This is a genomic window from Synergistaceae bacterium, assembly GCA_017444345.1.
Taxonomy (GTDB): domain Bacteria; phylum Synergistota; class Synergistia; order Synergistales; family Aminobacteriaceae; genus JAFUXM01.
This window is the reverse complement of sequence record JAFSWW010000016.1, coordinates 1-17,938: the sequence shown is the minus strand read 5'-3', so window position 1 is coordinate 17,938 and position 17,938 is coordinate 1. Positions and strand designations below refer to the sequence as shown.

The 17,938-nt window shown below is 39.5% G+C and carries 18 protein-coding genes; 11 read left to right on the top strand and 7 right to left on the bottom strand.

The features are described 5' to 3' along the window. The first annotated feature begins 164 nt into the window (after positions 1-164). The 9 genes from IJS99_00810 (at position 165) to IJS99_00770 (ending at position 10,145) form a co-directional block, all read left to right on the top strand. Positions 165-1,520, top strand: a complete 1,356-nt coding sequence (locus IJS99_00810) for an L-seryl-tRNA(Sec) selenium transferase (GenBank protein MBQ7560360.1) — start codon at positions 165-167, stop codon at positions 1,518-1,520. Further along, positions 1,513-3,390 (top strand): selenocysteine-specific translation elongation factor, encoded by a 1,878-nt coding sequence (gene selB, locus IJS99_00805; protein MBQ7560359.1) that lies wholly within the window; start codon positions 1,513-1,515, stop codon positions 3,388-3,390. Before IJS99_00810 ends, selB begins: the two co-directional genes overlap by 8 nt. 10 nt (positions 3,391-3,400) lie before the next feature. Continuing rightward, positions 3,401-4,444 carry a selenide, water dikinase SelD gene (gene selD / locus IJS99_00800; GenBank protein ID MBQ7560358.1) on the top strand — a complete coding sequence of 348 codons (1,044 nt, stop codon included), beginning with the start codon at positions 3,401-3,403 and terminating at the stop codon, positions 4,442-4,444. A 55-nt stretch (positions 4,445-4,499) separates the two neighbouring features. Next, positions 4,500-5,687: a thioredoxin-disulfide reductase gene (trxB, locus tag IJS99_00795; GenBank protein ID MBQ7560357.1), complete on the top strand. Its 1,188-nt coding sequence runs from the start codon at positions 4,500-4,502 to the stop codon at positions 5,685-5,687. A 74-nt stretch (positions 5,688-5,761) separates the two neighbouring features. Next, entirely contained in the window at positions 5,762-6,748 is a 987-nt protein-coding gene (locus IJS99_00790) for a hypothetical protein (GenBank protein ID MBQ7560356.1), read from the top strand. Next, positions 6,748-7,581, top strand: a complete 834-nt coding sequence (locus tag IJS99_00785; GenBank protein MBQ7560355.1) for a lipoate--protein ligase family protein — start codon at positions 6,748-6,750, stop codon at positions 7,579-7,581. The genes IJS99_00790 and IJS99_00785 overlap by 1 nt, the downstream gene beginning before the upstream one ends. Next, positions 7,562-7,945 carry a glycine cleavage system protein GcvH gene (gene gcvH / locus IJS99_00780; GenBank protein ID MBQ7560354.1) on the top strand — a complete coding sequence of 128 codons (384 nt, stop codon included), beginning with the start codon at positions 7,562-7,564 and terminating at the stop codon, positions 7,943-7,945. The genes IJS99_00785 and gcvH overlap by 20 nt, the downstream gene beginning before the upstream one ends. Before the next feature lie 3 nt (positions 7,946-7,948). Next, positions 7,949-8,902, top strand: a complete 954-nt coding sequence (locus tag IJS99_00775) for a radical SAM protein (GenBank protein MBQ7560353.1) — start codon at positions 7,949-7,951, stop codon at positions 8,900-8,902. Positions 8,903-8,990: 88 nt separating this feature from the next. Beyond that, positions 8,991-10,145 carry a 2-hydroxyacyl-CoA dehydratase gene (locus IJS99_00770; protein MBQ7560352.1) on the top strand — a complete coding sequence of 385 codons (1,155 nt, stop codon included), beginning with the start codon at positions 8,991-8,993 and terminating at the stop codon, positions 10,143-10,145. 5 nt (positions 10,146-10,150) lie between these two features. Here the strand turns inward: IJS99_00770 and IJS99_00765 are convergent, their stop codons facing one another. Beyond that, positions 10,151-10,558 (bottom strand): PaaI family thioesterase, encoded by a 408-nt coding sequence (locus IJS99_00765; GenBank protein ID MBQ7560351.1) that lies wholly within the window; start codon positions 10,556-10,558, stop codon positions 10,151-10,153. A gap of 463 nt (positions 10,559-11,021) precedes the next feature. Here IJS99_00765 and IJS99_00760 point away from each other — a divergent pair, with 463 nt between their 5' ends. After that, positions 11,022-12,305, top strand: a complete 1,284-nt coding sequence (locus IJS99_00760; GenBank protein MBQ7560350.1) for a Glu/Leu/Phe/Val dehydrogenase — start codon at positions 11,022-11,024, stop codon at positions 12,303-12,305. 149 nt (positions 12,306-12,454) lie between these two features. Continuing rightward, the gene (locus IJS99_00755; protein ID MBQ7560349.1) at positions 12,455-13,603 is read left to right on the top strand and encodes an acetylornithine/succinylornithine family transaminase; all 1,149 of its coding nucleotides are present in this window, start codon (positions 12,455-12,457) and stop codon (positions 13,601-13,603) included. Between the two features lie 53 nt (positions 13,604-13,656). Here the strand turns inward: IJS99_00755 and IJS99_00750 are convergent, their stop codons facing one another. The 6 genes from IJS99_00750 to IJS99_00725 form a co-directional block, all read right to left on the bottom strand. Continuing rightward, positions 13,657-14,001, bottom strand: a complete 345-nt coding sequence (locus IJS99_00750; GenBank protein MBQ7560348.1) for a hypothetical protein — start codon at positions 13,999-14,001, stop codon at positions 13,657-13,659. A gap of 51 nt (positions 14,002-14,052) precedes the next feature. Then, positions 14,053-14,931 carry a radical SAM protein gene (locus IJS99_00745; GenBank protein MBQ7560347.1) on the bottom strand — a complete coding sequence of 293 codons (879 nt, stop codon included), beginning with the start codon at positions 14,929-14,931 and terminating at the stop codon, positions 14,053-14,055. After that, positions 14,912-15,745 carry a diaminopimelate epimerase gene (locus tag IJS99_00740; GenBank protein ID MBQ7560346.1) on the bottom strand — a complete coding sequence of 278 codons (834 nt, stop codon included), beginning with the start codon at positions 15,743-15,745 and terminating at the stop codon, positions 14,912-14,914. The genes IJS99_00745 and IJS99_00740 overlap by 20 nt, the downstream gene beginning before the upstream one ends. Further along, positions 15,746-16,999 carry an EAL domain-containing protein gene (locus IJS99_00735; GenBank protein MBQ7560345.1) on the bottom strand — a complete coding sequence of 418 codons (1,254 nt, stop codon included), beginning with the start codon at positions 16,997-16,999 and terminating at the stop codon, positions 15,746-15,748. A 12-nt stretch (positions 17,000-17,011) separates the two neighbouring features. Beyond that, complete coding sequence (locus IJS99_00730) at positions 17,012-17,455, bottom strand: DNA-binding protein (protein MBQ7560344.1); 444 nt, start codon at positions 17,453-17,455, stop codon at positions 17,012-17,014. A 120-nt stretch (positions 17,456-17,575) separates the two neighbouring features. Continuing rightward, the coding region (locus IJS99_00725) for a hypothetical protein (protein ID MBQ7560343.1) at positions 17,576-17,938 on the bottom strand (363 nt) is incomplete at its 5' end.

Sequence of the window (17,938 nt, the reverse complement as noted above, 5' to 3'; positions counted from 1 at the left end):
GGATTGGGTGGGGGTTAGCGGGACGGCATTATATAATCAATAAATTTTTTGTGATTTACGCGCTGAATAAACATGATATTATAATCGCAATATTTATATAAAGTGGGAGCGTGTTTTAAGTGTCCGACAATGGGCAGCGAGAAAAATTAAAATCTATTCCGGCTATGGATATAATATTAAATTCTGACTGGGTTCAATCGTGGCTCGAGTCTCTTGGCCGAATCAGAGTCAAACGCATAATCAATCAGGAATTATCACAAATTAGACAAAAAATTTTACATGATGACGAGTTCATTTTTTCGCCGGACTCGTTTAAGGATTCTTGCTTGAAGTCGTTTGCTTATGCCTTGAGTCCCAGCTTGAAACGCGTTATTAATGCAGCAGGAGTCATAATTCACACAAATTTAGGGCGTTCATTAATAGCAAATGAAGCAGTAAAATCTATGAGTCAAATAGCGTCAAGTTATTCAAATTTAGAATATGATTTAAAAGCGGGCGCGCGAGGTCAAAGAAATTCACACGTTGAAGATCTATTATGCGCACTCACTGGAGCAGAGTCTGCACTCGTAGTAAATAATAACGCCGGGGCTGTCTTGCTGGCATTGAGCGCACTCGCAAAAAATTTTGATGTCATTGTCTCACGCGGTGAACTCGTAGAAATAGGCGGCTCGTTCAGGATTCCTGATATTATGCAGTTAAGCGGCGCAAATTTAATCGAGACTGGCACGACAAATCGCACACATTTATTTGATTATGAGAATGCTATAACGGAAAATACTAGAATGCTTCTCAAAGTCCACCCGTCAAATTTCAGAATAGAAGGCTTTACAACTGCCCCGGAACGTAAAGAACTCGCTAAACTTGCACACGAGAAAAATTTAATCTTCATGGAAGATGCAGGCAGCGGGTTAATTCTTGATCCTGAAATAATAAATCTTCCTGCAAATTCCGGCGAAATCAGCATTAAATCATGTCTCGAACAGGGCGCGGATATTGTAACTTTTTCAGGCGATAAAATTTTAGGAGGCCCTCAAATAGGCGGCATTGTAGGCAGGAAAAAATTAATTGACTCTCTCAAGAAATACCCTTTAGCGCGCGCATTAAGAGTCGATAAAGTTACTTTGGCAGGTTTTGAGTCAACTATGAGGCTTTATTCACGCGGATTATATGACGAGATTCCCACGTTGAAAATGTTGCGCTTAAGTCCCGAAATCTTGAAATCACGAGCTGATTTATTAGCAGAAAAGTTATCGCAGAAAATTAACGCAAATATTCACGTAATCGAAATAGAAGACGCAGCCGGGGGCGGTTCATGTCCTGAAATAAAATTATCGGGCTATGGAGTTGCTGTCAAGCATAAAAATTTTAGTGCCGGTTATATTCAGAAATTATTGCGGGGCTTAGAGATTCCGATTTTGTGCGGTGCTCGTGATGATGAGATTGTTTTACACGTCAGGACTTTGCAGGAAGGCGACGACGAAATAATTATTAAATCGCTTGAAGGTGTCATAAATGTCTGAAATTTCGTTAGTAATAGGCACTGCAGGCCATATAGATCACGGCAAGACGGCATTAATTAACGCGTTGACCGGCATAAATTGTGATAGATTACTCGAAGAAAAACGCCGCGGAATCACTATAGAATTAGGCTTTGCACCGTTGAAATTAGATGACGGCCGAATCATAAGCGTTATAGACGTTCCCGGGCATGAAAAATTTATCCGTCAAATGGTCGCCGGAGCGTCGGGAATTGATGCGGCTTTGCTTGTTGTTGCTGCTGATGAAAGCATTATGCCTCAGACTCGTGAACATTTAGCTATCATGGAATTATTAGGCGTTCACGAGGGATTAATAGCAGTTACGAAAATTGACAGGATTCAGGACGAGGCCGGGCTGTTAGATTTAGTTATTGATGACGTTAAAGAATTCGTGCGGGGGACTTTCTTAGAGAATAAGGCGATTATACCAGTCTCAAGCGTTACAGGTGAAAATTTAGATTTATTGCGCAATGAGATAAAAATTTTAATTGACCGAGTCAAAGTCAGGCCAAGAAACGGAGCTTTTTTCCTGCCAGTTGACAGGGCATTTGTTATATCGGGATTCGGGACTGTCATAACTGGTACAGCTTATCACGGAACAGCAAGGCCGGGCGACAAAATAGAAATATTACCTTCAGGGCGTGAAGGCAGAATCAGGACTCTTCAAGTTCACAGTCAGAGCGTCAATGAAGCATTTGCAGGCCAAAGAGTCGCGGCGAATCTTGCTGGAATCGACATAGACGAAATTACTCGCGGTGATGTTGTCTGTCAAAAAGGTATATTCAAGCCTACACGATGTTTTGAGGCAGTCATAAAAATTTTAGATTCAGTAAGTGAGCCTTTAAAGCATTGGCAGCGCGTTCATATTTGTACAGGAACTTCTGAAGTATTAGCGCGTGTATCTTTATTGAATTCTAAACAAGTCGCCCCCGGAGAATCCCAGCCTGTTCAATTAGTCCTTGAAGAGCCTATTGTCTGCACATTTGGCCAGCGATTTATAATGAGATTCTACAGTCCATTAATCACAATAGGAGGCGGAGAAATAATTTATCCATATTCTTATAAGCCGAGGGGAGCAGCAAGCCGCGCGAAAATCTTAGAACGCATAAATAATTTAATCGAGTCAAATAATGACCCAGTCAAGAGGCTTGAATATTTAATAAACGAGTCCGGCAATATCGACAAAATTAATTCTGTGCAAATTATTCAAGACACGCCGGAAAATGTCGAGAAACTCGCGAAAAAATTAATTGACTCCGGGCAGATAATCGAACTTGATAATAATTATTTATCGCTGAAATATTGCAGTGAGCTTTTAGACTCATTAGTGAAAGCTGTTAGAGACTATCACAAGCAATTTACTTCAGAGTCGGGGATTCCATTAGAGAGCCTTAATTTTTCGAGATCATTAATAAATCTAGCTGTCAATAAAAATTTAATCGTTCAGGAAAATAATAATAAATTGCGTCTTCCTGATTTTGTGCCTGAGAATGACGAGACTTTTACGCGAAATAAAGAATTAATCAAGAAAATTTGCATGGCTCATAAATGGCAGTTGATAACGCTTGACGAGTTAAAGCGCGAAATTAAATTACCCGATAAATCATTCACGAAATTGATTCAGGCAATGCGCAACACTGGAGAACTTGCTTTGATTCCTGAAGGTTATATATTAATTGCAGATTTGGAGCGCGAATTACGAGAAATTATAAAAACTTTCGGCGAAAAATTTACGCTCGCACAAGTAAGAGACTCAACAGGAAGCACAAGAAAATTTATTTTGCCTATTCTTGAATATTTTGACTCTAAAGGTTTTACACGCAGGGCAGGTGATTATCGTGTCGTGCTGTGATAATAGCCAAATCGGTAAAAAGCGACTCACGGAATTATCGCACTCAAGCGGGTGAGCGGCAAAAATAGGTCCGGCGGATCTTCAAAAAGTTTTATCGGGAATTCCCAGAGTCTACGGTGATAGAATTCTTGCATCATGGGACGGCAGCGAGGACGCAGCAGTTTTTGAGCTTGACTCTAACCGGCTCGGCATTCTGACAATAGATTTTATTACTCCGGTTGTAGATGACTCTTTCACATGGGGACAAATTGCGGCGGCAAATTCAATCAGTGATATTTTTGCTATGGGAGGCCGTCCAATTGTCGCGTTAAATGTCGTTTGCTTCCCGACTAAATATTTAGAGCTTGAAGTATTGAGCAAAATTTTAGAAGGAGGCTTTGAACGTGTCAGATCGTCAAATGCTTTCTTAGTGGGCGGTCATAGCGTTCAAGATGATGAACCTAAATACGGCCTTGTAGTTTATGGAGAAGTCGAGAAGAATAAATTATGGCGCACAATCGGAGCAAAACCCGGCGACAAGTTAATATTAACTAAGCAGCTAGGCACGGGAATCGCTATAACTGCAATAAAAGCCGACATGATAGAGAATGAATTAACCCGCATTGAAGCAGTCTCAAGCATGAAAAAATTAAACATGTTGAATTTAAATGATGATTTACACGCAAATATTCACGCAGCAACGGACGTTACAGGATTCGGGCTTGCCGGGCACTTGGCCGACATGGTAAGCAATAATCTTGACTGTGATTTATTCGTTGAGAAATTGCCCGCTATTTCAGGAGTGAGAGAACTTGCGGATATGGGACTCGTTCCTGAAGGCGCGTATAGAAATCAGGCAGCTTTTGAGAAATTTATTAATGCGTCAGATAATATTAAACGCTCGGATTTAGATTTAATCTTTGATGCTCAGACTTCGGGCGGGTTATTGCTGGCAGTAAGTGATAATAAAGCGCAGGAATTATTGAATCACGCGAAAAATTCCGGTTTTGAACACGCTCAAATTATCGGCGAATTCAAAGCAGGTACAGGGACAATAAATTTATTAGCGAAATAAAGCACATAGCTAATATAATATATGTATAAACACGAAAGGAAGTATTGATTTAAAAATGGAGAAACACGAATTAGTAATTATTGGAGCAGGCCCCGCAGGTATGAGCGCAGCTATTTATGGTCGTCGAGCTGGTCTTGATGTCTTAGTTCTTGAGAAGGCAGCAACTGGCGGACAAATTAATATCACTGACGAAATCGAGAATTACCCCGGTGTAGCTCATGCAACAGGCCCGGAACTCGGTGATTTACTCAAGAATCACGCGCTGAAATTCAACACTGAAATCCGCATGGTAGACGACAGCAAGGTCGAATTACGAGGCGACAAGAAAGTTATTATCACTCACAAGAGCGGCCAAGCAAACGAGATCGAGGCTGAAGCAGTTATCGTAGCAACCGGCGCACACTTTAAGAGATTAGGCTGTGAGGGTGAAGCGGAACACATCGGGCAGGGCGTGAGTTTCTGTGCAGTATGTGACGGCGCATTCTTTGAAGATTTAGAGGTCGCAGTAGTAGGAGGCGGCAACACAGCAGTTGAAGAGGGCGGCTATCTCACAAAATTCGCGTCAAAAGTCTATATCATTCACAGGCGCGACGAGTTCAGGGCAGACAGGGCAGCAATCGCTCAGGCACTCGCAAATCCTAAAATTGAACCCGTTTATAACACAGTCGTAGAGAAAATCGAGGGCGACGGAATGGTTGAAAATCTCGTACTCAAAAATGTTAAGACCGGCGAAATCTCAAATCTTGCAGTGTCAGGCGTGTTTATGTTCGTGGGGCAAGAGCCTGATGATGAGTGTGTGCGCGGACTCGTTAAAGCTGAACGGGGCGGCTGGATTATCACAAATGATCACATGGAGACTTCAGTAGAAGGAATTTTTGCGGCGGGCGATGTTCGGAGCAAATATTTGCGTCAAGTTATCACAGCAGCAGCAGACGGAGCAGTCGCAGCTATGGCCGCATCGTCGTATATTAATGAGCAATTGCACTTAAAAGCTACGTTGTTGGAGCCTGAAGAAGTAAAAGCGTTTTTCTATTCAAGCATTGACGAGTCGCAGGTGAAACTTTCTAATTCAGTCGAGAATGCAGCAAAGGCAAAGGGAGTCAAGATTCCTGTTATTGACGGTTATAGAAATGCTAGAATGACGGAAAAATTAGGACTCGCTGGGAAGTTGCCGGCACTTGCTACACTTAAAAAGGGCGTTGTCGCTGAAGTCAAAGAAATCAAATCAGCCGACGAGATTTAACGCGAAAATTTTTCAGGGGAGTCATTCACGGCTCCCATTTTTTATATTATTATATAGTCATGGAAAATTTATTATTGTTATTCACTCAAGAATTGCCATGTTGGAACGAAGAAACTATTAAACTTGCCGGCGAGAATCCGGACGGGCTGAAAATTTTATGTGAATCAGACGATTTACAGCAAATTAATAATATTTACATTCTCACAGAAAAGGGCATAAAGACTCGTGAGGGAGCCGCGAAAGATTTATATTTGCCGATTACTCCGCCCGGAGAAATTATAATAAATGAGTCAAAAGCTCGTGAAATGCTTGATCTAAATATAATGACTCAATTAATGGATAAAGCCTTCTTAACTGACTGGGGCATTAAGGAAATCACAATCCGCGAAAATTTTCAAATTATGCCGTGCCTTAATGACGATAAATATTTTATTTTTGACGGTGAACGAGTAAAAGCAGCTTGGCCGGACTCTCAGGAAATAAAAAAATTTCTTGCTGACTTCCCGAATGTCGGAGTCTCTGCTAGAAAATTTCAAGCTCCCGGACAAATTAAGCTCGACGAATGGGCACGAGTTAATAATTTGCATTACGGTAATTTGTGCGTTGATTTTGTCATGAGGGCACGCGCAGATTTTAATCACTATAAGAATTACCCGCAATTAGAGAGCGACAAATATAAATTTCTTGACGCTGATAGATTATTCGTGCAGAAAGTTTCAGGCGATTATAAAAATTTATTGCCGTTTATAGGGAAGCTGCATATTTTCTTGACTGAACAGCGCCGGATATTTTTGCCCGGATGGTTCGATATAGATCATGACGAGAACGAGGACTGGAATTTAATAGCCTTTATCACTGATACAGAAAACGAGTTAGAAAATTTGAGTCTGACTCTGCGAAAATTCGGCCATGATTTAATTAATCCCGTGAATCCCGTTTATATTCTCGGCTCAAGCATTGAGAGATTAAGAAATCAGCACGAACAGAAACGCACAATTTATGACTGGTTTCAGGACGAGACTATAAGAATTATGCGCCCTGATGCACCGGACGGCGAATAATGTATAATCCAGCGTTTAATTTGGCTCGTGAAGAAATTTTTTGCGATTTATGCGCGTTATCTAAATTTGAAGGCTGCTTCTTTTTATGGCAGAATGAACCGGCAGTAATTCTCGGACGATTTAATAATATTTATGACGAGATTGATATAAATTTTGCGCGCGGGAATAATATAAAAATTGTCAGGCGGAATTCAGGCGGCGGGGCAGTCTATCACGATTTAGGAAATGTAAATTACAGCTTTATCTTGCATGACAGGAAAATATATAATCTGAAATTTTTTGCTGATATTATAATAAACTCTCTCGTGAAAATCGGCATTAACGGCACTCTTGAATTTAATCATAATGATTTGTTAGTGAATAATTATAAATTTTCGGGCATGGCACAATTTCACAGGAATAATATTTTGTTACATCATGGGACTTTATTATTTGACTCGGACTTGAGAGTTATTCATAAAGTTTTGAGGCGTTCAGATCCTGCAAAAAAAGTTGTGAATCTCAAAAATTTTTTAAAGCGTGATATAAACATTCGGGAATTTATGACTCTTTTATGCGATATTATATGCGGTCAAGAGTCATTAAAATTTTTTTCGCAATATGATACAAGCTCGAATATTTCACGTGATAATTTATTGCCTGATAAAAATTTGCGTTATAGCTCCGGAATTTCACAAGATATATTTAAACGGGAATATATAAAATTTTTTGCTGGTGATAATATAGACTTGAGCGAGATAAATAATAATATAAATAAATTAATGCTCGCTAAATATTTAGATTCAAACTGGACACTCAAAGGAGAATATAATAATGCTAGAATTCAAGAATGATTTACTTTACACGAATAATAACGAATGGGCAGCGAAAATAAATAATTTTGTCAGAGTCGGAATTGATGACTACTCGCAAAAATCACTCGGCGATATTGTTCACGTTGAAATTTGCCCGGTTAATACGCATTTAAGAGCGGGCGACTCATTCGGCTCAATCGAGGCTACTAAATCAGTGAGTGAAATAATTTCTCCAGTTTCAGGCGTTATTGTGAAAGTTAATGACTCAGTTAAAGACTCTCCGGCAATTATAAATCGTGACCCATTCGGCGACGGCTGGCTGATTGAGATTCAACCTGAAAATATTTCAGAACTTGATAATTTAATGAGCTTAGACGAATATAAAAATTTTTTGCGCGCTTAAGTCATGACAAATAATAGAATTCAGCAGATTAACGAGTTCAAACGCGACATTTACGGCGAATATGGATTTTATTATTATGTCCCTATGGCTGAGGCTTATACGATTCAGATTCCTGTTACTATAAGTTGCAGCTATAATAAATGCCTGTATTGCGATTTGAATCAGGGCAAAAAATTTCGTGAGCTTTCACTTGACGAGATCGAGTCAAATATTAAGAAATTGCGCTATATTCACGAGCAAAAAATTAACTCGGCCAAGAGATTTTTACTTGCCGGCGGGAATCCTTTTGTGTTAAGTCCTGATAAATTGCTAAAAATTGCAGGTATTATTAAATCACATTTTCCGGAGCTTGAATATATTTCAGCTTTTGCCCGTGCTGATGATATTACACGAAAGACTCAGGACGAGCTGAAAATTTTGCATGACTCAGGCTTTGACAGACTATGTATAGGAATCGAGTCCGGCTCTGATGAAGTCTTAAATTTTCACAATAAGGGAGTAACTAGCGCACAAAATCTACAGGCCATGCAAATGCTTGACGAGGCAAATATAAAATATTCGTGTTATATAATGCTGGGACTCGGCGGGCTTGACATGTCAGAGAGTCATATCAGCGGCACTATAAATTTATTAAATCAAGCTAACCCGTTTCAATTAACAGTCGTAACTCTTGTATTATTCAAGGGCGCGGGACTGGTCGAAAAAGTCAGAAGTCATGAATTTCACAGAATGCCGCCTTTTGAAGCTCTCAAAGAAGGCCGGGGAATTTTATCGCAATTAAATATTTCAACGATATGGGACGCGACTCACAAGACGAATTTATTTCCGATTAAGGGCAGAATTCCCACACACAAAGAAAAATTATTAGCTCGCATAGACTCGGCCATAAATGAAATAGAATCCGGAAATCTCAAGCAATATGAGTTAAAACGCTGGGCAAACTGGAGCATTGAATAAGGAAAATATATAATGATTTCATTATTGAAAGTTTTATGATTCACATTTAGGATTTAAGCAAGAATTTTAACGAGGGGGAATAATTTTAATGCTTTCACTACCTAAAAATTTTGAGACTTTCAACGAATCACGCAAGAAATCATTTATGAGTCTTTACGAGGCCAAGAAAAGCGGCAAAAAAGTAATCGGCTGCTTTTGTTCGTACACTCCACTAGAAATTATTAACGCTGCCGGGGCTATTTCCGTGGGACTCTGCGGGAAGAGTGAACAGGGAATCCCCGAAGCTGAAACAAGACTCCCTAAAACTTTATGCCCGTTAATCAAAGCTAGTTACGGAATGGCTATCAGCGATCAATGCCCATTTTTTTATTTCTCTGATGGGATATTAGCCGAGACAACTTGCGACGGGAAAAAGAAAATGTATGAGCTCATGAATCTAATTAAGCCCGTTCACGTCATGAATTTGCCGCAGGGTAGGGATCAAGAATTAGCTTTAGAGTCCTTTACTCTTGAGATAAAACGAGCCGCAAATTTTCTTGAGAAATTATTTAATGTGAATATCACTCCGGAAAAATTACACGAGGCTATTATTTATCGCAACAAGTTACGCCGCGCAATAGTAGATTTATACGAGGTCGCAAAAATTAAGCCCTCCCCCGTGTCAGGCTATGAACTCAGCACAGCGGCAGAAAGTATTGACTTTCATTTTACTGATGATGACTTAATCGCAAAAGTTAAGAGAATCACACAAGAATTTAAATCAAGAGTCCGCGATAATACAGAAAACCGGCCAAGAGTCTTAATTACTGGCTGCCCAAATGCCGGAGTCCGCGATAAAGTTATAAAGCGTCTTGAAGAGCTCGGAGCCGATTATGTTTGTGCTGATAACTGCGCTGGGCCTAGAACTCAAAAATTTTTAGTCGACGAGAATAATAATGACCCTTATAAGGCACTTGCTGAACGTTATTTAAAGATTAACTGCTCAGTCATGAGTCCAAATAATGAGAGATTCAACGATATTAAATCGCTCGTGAAAGAATATCAAGTTGACGGCATAATCGAAATAGTTTTACAGGGCTGTCATACTTTCGCCGTTGAAGCATATAACACTATGACTCTTGCGCAAAATGATTTACACTTGCCGTATTTGAGGCTTGATACTGATTTCTCACAGACTGACAGCGGCCAAATCGAGACAAGACTCGGAGATTTTATTGAAATCATGAACGACTCAGCAGCATAATTTATTTAACTGTCAAGATTCAAGAATACAAATTTGAAGCGGCAGAGGTCTAGCCCCTTTTCATTCACTATATCAGCGTCTATATAATGAATCCTTCTGCCTGCTTTTCTCACTTTTGCAGTACATATCAATTTTTGAGCGTCCCTAGATCCCCGCAAATAATCAACATGCCCGTTTACTGTTACGCCGTTCCCTCCTGCACTTATGAAAGCTAATCCCGATGTATCATCAGCCATTGTGAATAAGACTCCGCCATATGGTATTCCGTACGGGTTAAAATGTTCTTCTTGTAAATCAAGCTCACTAACTGCGAGGCCGTCTTCTATCTTCACGATTTTAAAGCCTGTCTTGCATTCTATATCGTCCCTGAGAGTCTTTAATGCGTCGTGATTAATTTTTGCTGCTTCTGTCATTATAAACGCTCCATTAAAATTTTTTATTTACAAGCAAATTTTATCACAGGAATATTTTTATAGCTGCGAACTCAAGCAAATTATAATAAATCATTTACACTTTTCACAGTAAATATTATCGGGCTGGCTTGATAATTACGCAAAATTATTTACTCTTTCACATGAGAGACTCAAGCAAAAATATCGGGCTGATTTGATACATTCAATAATTACTGCAAAATTTTCACTCGCTTATGTATAAATTTCTCGTCTCACTCCGTAATTTGTCGCTGGCAAATATATAACTCACAAAAAATTTTTATATCTCTCATAACACAAGCAATAACAAGATTTCACACAAAAAATTTTTAAACTTGTTTACTAATACGATTTGACAAAATAAGAATACCCTTGTAAAATTCTCAACCGTTAAATTATTAAATAAAAAATTAAAAATTGTCTAACTATTTGAAGGTGTTATTTAATGACTGAACGGAGAAGATCCGACAACTTATTACTCGATACGGCTCTACGTGATTTCTATGCGGCGGCCGATGATATGCACTTAAGCGAAAGTTTAATATCAATGTTAAGCTACTCAGAACGCAGACTCGATGTCTCTGTACCCGTCGAAATGGAAGACGGAAGCGTTCAAGTTTTCAAGGGATATAGAATTCAGCACTCTACAGCTTTGGGCCCGTCAAAAGGCGGTATACGTTATGCTCTTGACGTAAGCGGCGACGAATGCGAAGGACTCGCTATGATCATGACTTGGAAATGTTCACTTGCGGGAATTCCCTACGGCGGCGGCAAGGGCGGAATTTGCTGCGATCCCACGAAATTGACTCGCCGAGAAAAAGAAAGAATGTCACGTACTTTCGGAGCAAGAATCGCACCCATTATCGGACGTTGGAGCGATATTCCCGCGCCCGATATGTATACAGGCGGTCAAGAAATGGTCTGGATCATGGACACAATTTGTAAAATGCTCGGACACTTTGAGCCTGCTATGTTGACAGGAAAACCCATCGACTACTGGGGCGCAAAAGGCCGTACTGAGGCAACAGGGCGGGGCTTGGCTGCTTGTGCGTTTGAGTTAATGCGCTTGAAGGGGCTTGATCCTGAAAAATTAAAAATTTCCGTTCACGGTTTCGGAAATGTCGCGAGTTATGCAGCAAAATTCTTAGAAGAAGCAGGCGCTACAATCGTTGCAATAAGCGACACAACAGGAACATATTATAATCCTAGGGGCGTTAATATCTCTAAAGCATTTGAGTACGTAAATAGAGACCCGCATCAACGAGGTCGCAAACTTGAAGGCTTTGAGTCAGAAGGCTGCGAAAAATTAGGCGTTAACGATGCAATATTAGTTGACTGCGATTTTCTTTTACCTTGCGCATTACAGGGCGTTATTAATCAAGACACAGCTGATAAAGTCAAAGCAAAATATATCCTTGAGGGCGCGAATAGTCCTACAACTCCTGAGGGTGAAGAGATTTTGAAGGACGCAGGCGTTATTGTTGTACCTGACTTCTTAGCAAACTCCGGCGGCGTTATAGGTTCTTATTTTGAGTGGGCGCAGAATTTACAGGGCTATTCTTGGACTGAAGCAGAATATAATGAGAGACTCGTTAATTTAATGAAAGAAAATTTTAATAGAGTCTGGGAATATGCTCAGGACAAAAAAGTTACTATGAGACGATCTGCCTACATCGCAGCAATTAAGCGAGTCGCCGATATTGTTGCTTTACGTGGTGTCTATCTATAAATCTTGATGTAAATCTATTTGTCATGCATCCTTTCGAGCGGTCTTCTTTGTAGAAATACAGGGGAGGCCGTTTTTTTGCGATAAATTTATTATATAATTGCATAGAAAATTTATATTTATTTATTTATTTTATCGGAGTGATTATATTTATGAATACTCGTTCACTTGATGAAAATTTTATAGTCAATGCTTATAACCGTTTTGAAGTTGAGATTGCTTCAGGTTCGAACTCATTAATTTATGACGAAGACGGCCGCGAATATATTGACATGGGCAGCGGAATAGGCGTTAATTTATTCGGGGCAGCTGATGAAGAATGGCGGAATGCTGTTATTGCCCAGTTAGGAAAAATTCAGCACACTTCTAATTTATACTATAATGAACCTTGTGCGAAACTTGCAAAAATGCTCTGTGAACGTTCAGGAATGAGCCGAGTATTTTTCTCCAATTCAGGAGCAGAAGCCAACGAGTGCGCAATTAAAGCCGCGAGAAAATTTGCAGCCGACTCAAAGAGTCCCGAACACTTTAATATTATTACCCTATGGAACAGCTTTCACGGTCGGACAATAACGACTCTTGCTGCGACTGGTCAAGAACACTATCACGAATTATATCAGCCTTTAACGCCGGGATTCGTATATGCCCACGCGGGAGATATTGACGAGCTCGAAAAAATTTCACGAGAAAATAAGCTGGCAGCAATCATGATTGAATGCATACAGGGTGAAGGCGGTGTCGTGCCTTTGACTCATGAATACGCCGAGGCAATAAAAAAATTTGTGAACGATAAAAATATTTTGCTTATAATTGACGAGGTTCAAACAGGAAATGGCCGAACTGGTAAATTATTCGCTTATGAGCATTATGGATTCCAGCCTGATATTGTAACAGTTGCAAAGGGACTCGGCGGCGGGCTTCCTATAGGGGCGACATTATTTAATGAGAAAGTTCAAAACGTATTTAATCACGGCGATCACGGCTCGACATTCGGGGGGAATCCGGCAATTTGTGCGGGAGCTTGTAATATTTTATCGCGCATAGACGATGATTTATTGCAGGAAGTAACGCGAAAAGGAGAGATTTTGCGGGAGATTCTATCAGATTTTAACCCGACTGGTATAGGTTTAATGCTGGGAGTCAAACCGTCAAGACCTTCAAGAGAGGCCGCGCAGGAATGCATTAATAACGGGGTATTATGTACTACTGCAAAGGATAAATTAAGATTATTGCCGCCTGTAAATATTCCTGAAAATTTGTTAGTGAAAGCCGCAAAAGTTATCGCACAAGCATGTAAATAAATTCATTCTCTCAGAGTCGGGGCAGGTTATGAATCTCCGACTCTGTTATTATATTATTTCCAGAAATGAAGAATTACAGATGTTGCTACTTGAACGATTCCGACAAAGAAAGCTACAATTATCCCCCATTTTGCTGCTCCGTATGCTTGGCTGTCCCTTATGTCGTCGATTCGGGAATTCAGGCCGTTAATTGCCACTGAAAAAGTATCTATAACGCCCTCAATACGAGCATTGATTGATTTTATTTCGCCCGACATATCAGCTAGACGGTTTTCTATAGCGTTAAATCTCTCGTCTACTTTTGCGAATCGCTCGTCAATCTTTGCAAAACGTTCGTCAATCTTGCGCATACTCTCATTAAATACTTCTTCACGCACATATCTTTCATTATCTGTCATTATTAACAACCTCTTTCGCTAAAAATTTTATTGTATATATTTTACTATAAATTATTTTTTCTTGTTCCTGAGCAGCTCATCATGATAGAAATAATTAACGATTATAGGCGGCTCGTCAAATTTGCGCTTGAATGAGTCATCGTTCCTGACATATTCAAGGCCGTTATTATTCGCAAAAAATTTTATTCTCTCGTCGAGTTCGTGCCAGTAAGTTAAATCTTTCTTTGTATAAATTTCATGATAAAGCGAGTCTAATTCGGGTTTATTCTCGTGAATCCAGTTCAGTATAACGGGCTTATAATTTCCGCGTAAATTCAAATTTTCCAGCCAAACGAGATTACAAATATTTTTAGCTCGCGTAATAATTGCCTCAACGTCAGTAATTCCCGGAAATATCGGCGAAATAAAACAGGTCGTGCGGATTCCTGAATCATGTAAAATTTTCATTGCGTTTAGTCTTCTTTCTATGCTTACGGCCTTATCCATTGAAGCCCTGAAATCTTCATTAAGAGTATTAATTGAGAATGAGACTCGCGGATTCGTAAAAGTTTTGATTATATCTAAATCTCGCAATATTAAATCTGACTTTGTAGCAATGCTTATTTTTGCGCCGCTGCCCTGTAATTCTTCTAATAATTTTTTAGTTCGGCAAAATTTTGCTTCTAATGGCTGATACGGATCAGTTACTGACGACAAAAAAATTTCTTTACCGTGATATTTGCTTGCTTTTAAGGCCGGCCAAGTCTTTATATCAACAAATTCGCCCCATTCTTCCGGGTGATTCGTGAATCTCTTCATGAATGAGGCGTAACAATATTTGCAGGCATGTTCACAGCCTATATATGGATTCGCTGAATAGTCAGATACTGGCAGATTTGAGCGAGTTAATATGCTGTTTGCCGAGACACTATTAATTTGCAATATATTCACCTGTGAAGACTTCAACGGCCGGGCCGGTCATTATGCATTTATGATCGGGACAAATTTTTATATTCAAGTCGCCGCCCCTCAAGTGAACTAATACATCAGAGTCAAGTTTTCCAGCTTTAAAGCCAGCAAACGCAGCCGCAGCCGCACCAGTCCCGCACGCCAGAGTCTCCCCGCTGCCTCGTTCGTAGACTCTCATGTTTATTTCTTTGCGTGAAAGAATCTCTATAAATTCAGAATTTACACGATGGGGGAATCTTGAATGTTTCTCGAAATAATCGCCCTCTACAGCAAATTTTGAATCAGGCCACTTGAATATATTAATTAATTCGGGGTTGTCTTCAATAAAATATACTGCGTGTTCTGTTCCCGTGTAAGCTCCGACAAATTTTAAATTCATGTCATGAACTATAATATTTTCCGGAATTTCGCTTGTGATTTTAGCAATTCCCATGTCAACACTTGCGCTCGTGACTCTGCCGTTCTCGACTGTTAAAGCAATTTCTTTCACGCCCGCCGGAGTATCTATTAAAGTTTTACGCTTATCAGGTGAAATAATGCCGTGATCGTAAATAAATTTTGCTGTGCACCTGATTCCATTTCCGCACATTGTCCCGGCTGATCCGTCAGCATTATATAGCTGCATAAAAGCATCGGCCTTGTCTGAAGGTTGAATTAAAATAAGTCCGTCGCTGCCTACTCCGAAATGCCTGTCAGAAATTTTTATAGCTAGTTCTTCAGGATTTATAACTTTTTCGCGAAAACAATCTACATAAATATAATCATTCCCGCAGCCGTGCATCTTTGTGAATTTCATTTATTGCGAACTCCTTTCAAGTGTAAAAATTTCGTCTAAAGTCATAGGCTTCCCGAATAAATACCCCTGAGCCATGTCAAAGCCTATTGATGTCAAATATTCTAACTGTTCGGAGGTCTCGACACCTTCAGCAAGTGCCTTCATTCCCATTAAACGAGCCATTGAGAGACTCGAACTGATAATATATTTTGCCTTGTCAGATTTATTTATGTCAAAGCCGTTCAAGAATTCCATATCAAATTTTACTGTGTCGAAATTATAATCTTTTAACACGTTCAATGACGAATAACCCGCCCCGAAATCATCCATCCAAATTTCATGGCCTGAAGCTCTAAATTTTTCTATGCCGAGATTCAATAATGCCGTGTCGTCTTCATTTGCGCTCTCTGTGATTTCGATTCTGATCATTTCAGGAGGGACGTTACACGATTCTAAAATTTTTTCTGTCTCGATATATATATCACAGAGTTCAAAGTCAAGCCGCGATAAATTTATAGAGACTGGCAAAACTTTCAAGCCAGAGTCAAGCCTATTTTTATAATCCCTGCAAACTTGCTTTAAAGAATGAATATCGATTTTGTGAATTTCTCTATACTGTTCAAGAGTCGGTATAAAGTCAGACGGCGAAATAAAACCGTGTTCGGGGCTGTTCCATCGTGCTAAGGCCTCAACCTCGCAGATTTGCCCGCTTGAGAGACTCACAATAGGCTGATAGAGAGTCTTAATATATCCATGTCTCATAGCATAATCTAAATTATCAAGTATATATTGCTGCAAAGCTAATTCTTTGCTCATTCCCTCGTGAAACATGCAGGAGCTGACACTATGATTTTTGCGTATACTGTCGCAGGCTAGTTTTGCGCGGTCGCAGGAGATTCTAACGTCTTCATTTTGCGAACTCGTTGACGGGAGATAAATTCCGGCTCTAAGTCTCAAAGTTATATTTTGATGTATTGCGTAAATATAGGCTTGAATATTTTCTATATTAGTCTCTGCTGTTGTCCAATCAGTCAAAATCACAAAATTATCATCATTGAAGCGCGCTATTAAATCACTCGGAAATATGACAGTGAGGGCGTTTGCAATTTCTCGCAGTAAATTATCGCCGTGATTAAAGCCGAATCTGCTATTAAACATTTTGAAGTTGTCAAGATTCAGCCAGACAAAAGCAGCCCATTTTTTGCCGGAGTTGATTATATTTGCTGCCTGTGTGTGAAATTCCCCGCGCGTAAGAAGTCCCGTTAATGAGTCCATAAATTAATCAAGTTAATCAAGAAATTCAAATAAATTTATGCCTACTTCGTCACTAAATTTGCGTTCGACGACGTAATTATTAGAATTGCCCTCGGAAATATCATCTATAATCATTTCACAAGTAGCAAACACAACAGCACTAACTAAATGACCGCCGAAAACTTGACCGTCCTTATTTGCCGCGCTCATGTGAATATGTGAATAAATCTCGCCTTCTTTAGTCGTAATAGTTCCCCAGAGATTCACAATTTCTGCCGGAAATGTAAATTTATTTGAGTGAAATTTTTTATCGTTAATATCAAAGAGTGCGACCTCAAAATCATCAATTGAGCCGAGTGCTTTTACTTCAGCGAGCGTGATTCTTTCTTTAACGCAGAAATCCTGAAGAGTCTTAATAATTTCTTCGCCTCTGTCCATTCTCACAAAAAATTTATTTCCGAACCGCCTGAACTGCATAATAAATCATTCCTTCACTAGATAAAATAAATTATTCCTACACATTATATAACAGCGCAAAAATAAACACCCTCTCTAATTTTGCTAGAAAGGGTGCTAACTCACAAAAATTTTTCTTGATTACATGACTTTGAGCCAAACGACGCTGTCTCCAGTGCCGGACTCCGGGTTACTATCTGAAAATTTCAGACCGAGAACATTTGCCCGTGATTTAAGTTTTTTCTTGATTGATTCCTCGTTATCAGCAAATTTATAGCCTACAAAATAAGAATCTTTCTCACCGTCATAAATTCCATAACAGCCCTCGCTAAGAGACTCGCCCGATGAAATTTTTTCACTGTTAATATATTTATCAAGTTTAAGTATATTATTATTTATATTTGTCCCGTCATTATTATTCATATAGTGTTCAAAGGCTACAGTTTTGAGAGTCCTGAGATTATTTGCTATATTTGATGCCTTAGTAGAATTCATTGACTCATT

Excerpts from the sequence above, each read along its gene's own strand:
- IJS99_00785 (MBQ7560355.1), top strand. The coding sequence starts at position 6,748 with ATGTATAATCCAGCGTTTAATTTGGCTCGTGAAGAAATTTTTTGCGAT.
- IJS99_00810 (MBQ7560360.1), top strand. The coding sequence starts at position 165 with ATGGATATAATATTAAATTCTGACTGGGTTCAATCGTGGCTCGAGTCT.
- trxB (MBQ7560357.1), top strand. The coding sequence starts at position 4,500 with ATGGAGAAACACGAATTAGTAATTATTGGAGCAGGCCCCGCAGGTATG.
- IJS99_00770 (MBQ7560352.1), top strand. The coding sequence starts at position 8,991 with ATGCTTTCACTACCTAAAAATTTTGAGACTTTCAACGAATCACGCAAG.
- IJS99_00755 (MBQ7560349.1), top strand. The coding sequence starts at position 12,455 with ATGAATACTCGTTCACTTGATGAAAATTTTATAGTCAATGCTTATAAC.
- IJS99_00765 (MBQ7560351.1), bottom strand. The coding sequence starts at position 10,558 with ATGACAGAAGCAGCAAAAATTAATCACGACGCATTAAAGACTCTCAGG.
- gcvH (MBQ7560354.1), top strand. The coding sequence starts at position 7,562 with ATGCTAGAATTCAAGAATGATTTACTTTACACGAATAATAACGAATGG.
- IJS99_00775 (MBQ7560353.1), top strand. The coding sequence starts at position 7,949 with ATGACAAATAATAGAATTCAGCAGATTAACGAGTTCAAACGCGACATT.
- selB (MBQ7560359.1), top strand. The coding sequence starts at position 1,513 with ATGTCTGAAATTTCGTTAGTAATAGGCACTGCAGGCCATATAGATCAC.
- IJS99_00740 (MBQ7560346.1), bottom strand. The coding sequence starts at position 15,745 with ATGAAATTCACAAAGATGCACGGCTGCGGGAATGATTATATTTATGTA.
- IJS99_00735 (MBQ7560345.1), bottom strand. The coding sequence starts at position 16,999 with ATGGACTCATTAACGGGACTTCTTACGCGCGGGGAATTTCACACACAG.
- IJS99_00750 (MBQ7560348.1), bottom strand. The coding sequence starts at position 14,001 with ATGACAGATAATGAAAGATATGTGCGTGAAGAAGTATTTAATGAGAGT.
- IJS99_00730 (MBQ7560344.1), bottom strand. The coding sequence starts at position 17,455 with ATGCAGTTCAGGCGGTTCGGAAATAAATTTTTTGTGAGAATGGACAGA.
- IJS99_00760 (MBQ7560350.1), top strand. The coding sequence starts at position 11,022 with ATGACTGAACGGAGAAGATCCGACAACTTATTACTCGATACGGCTCTA.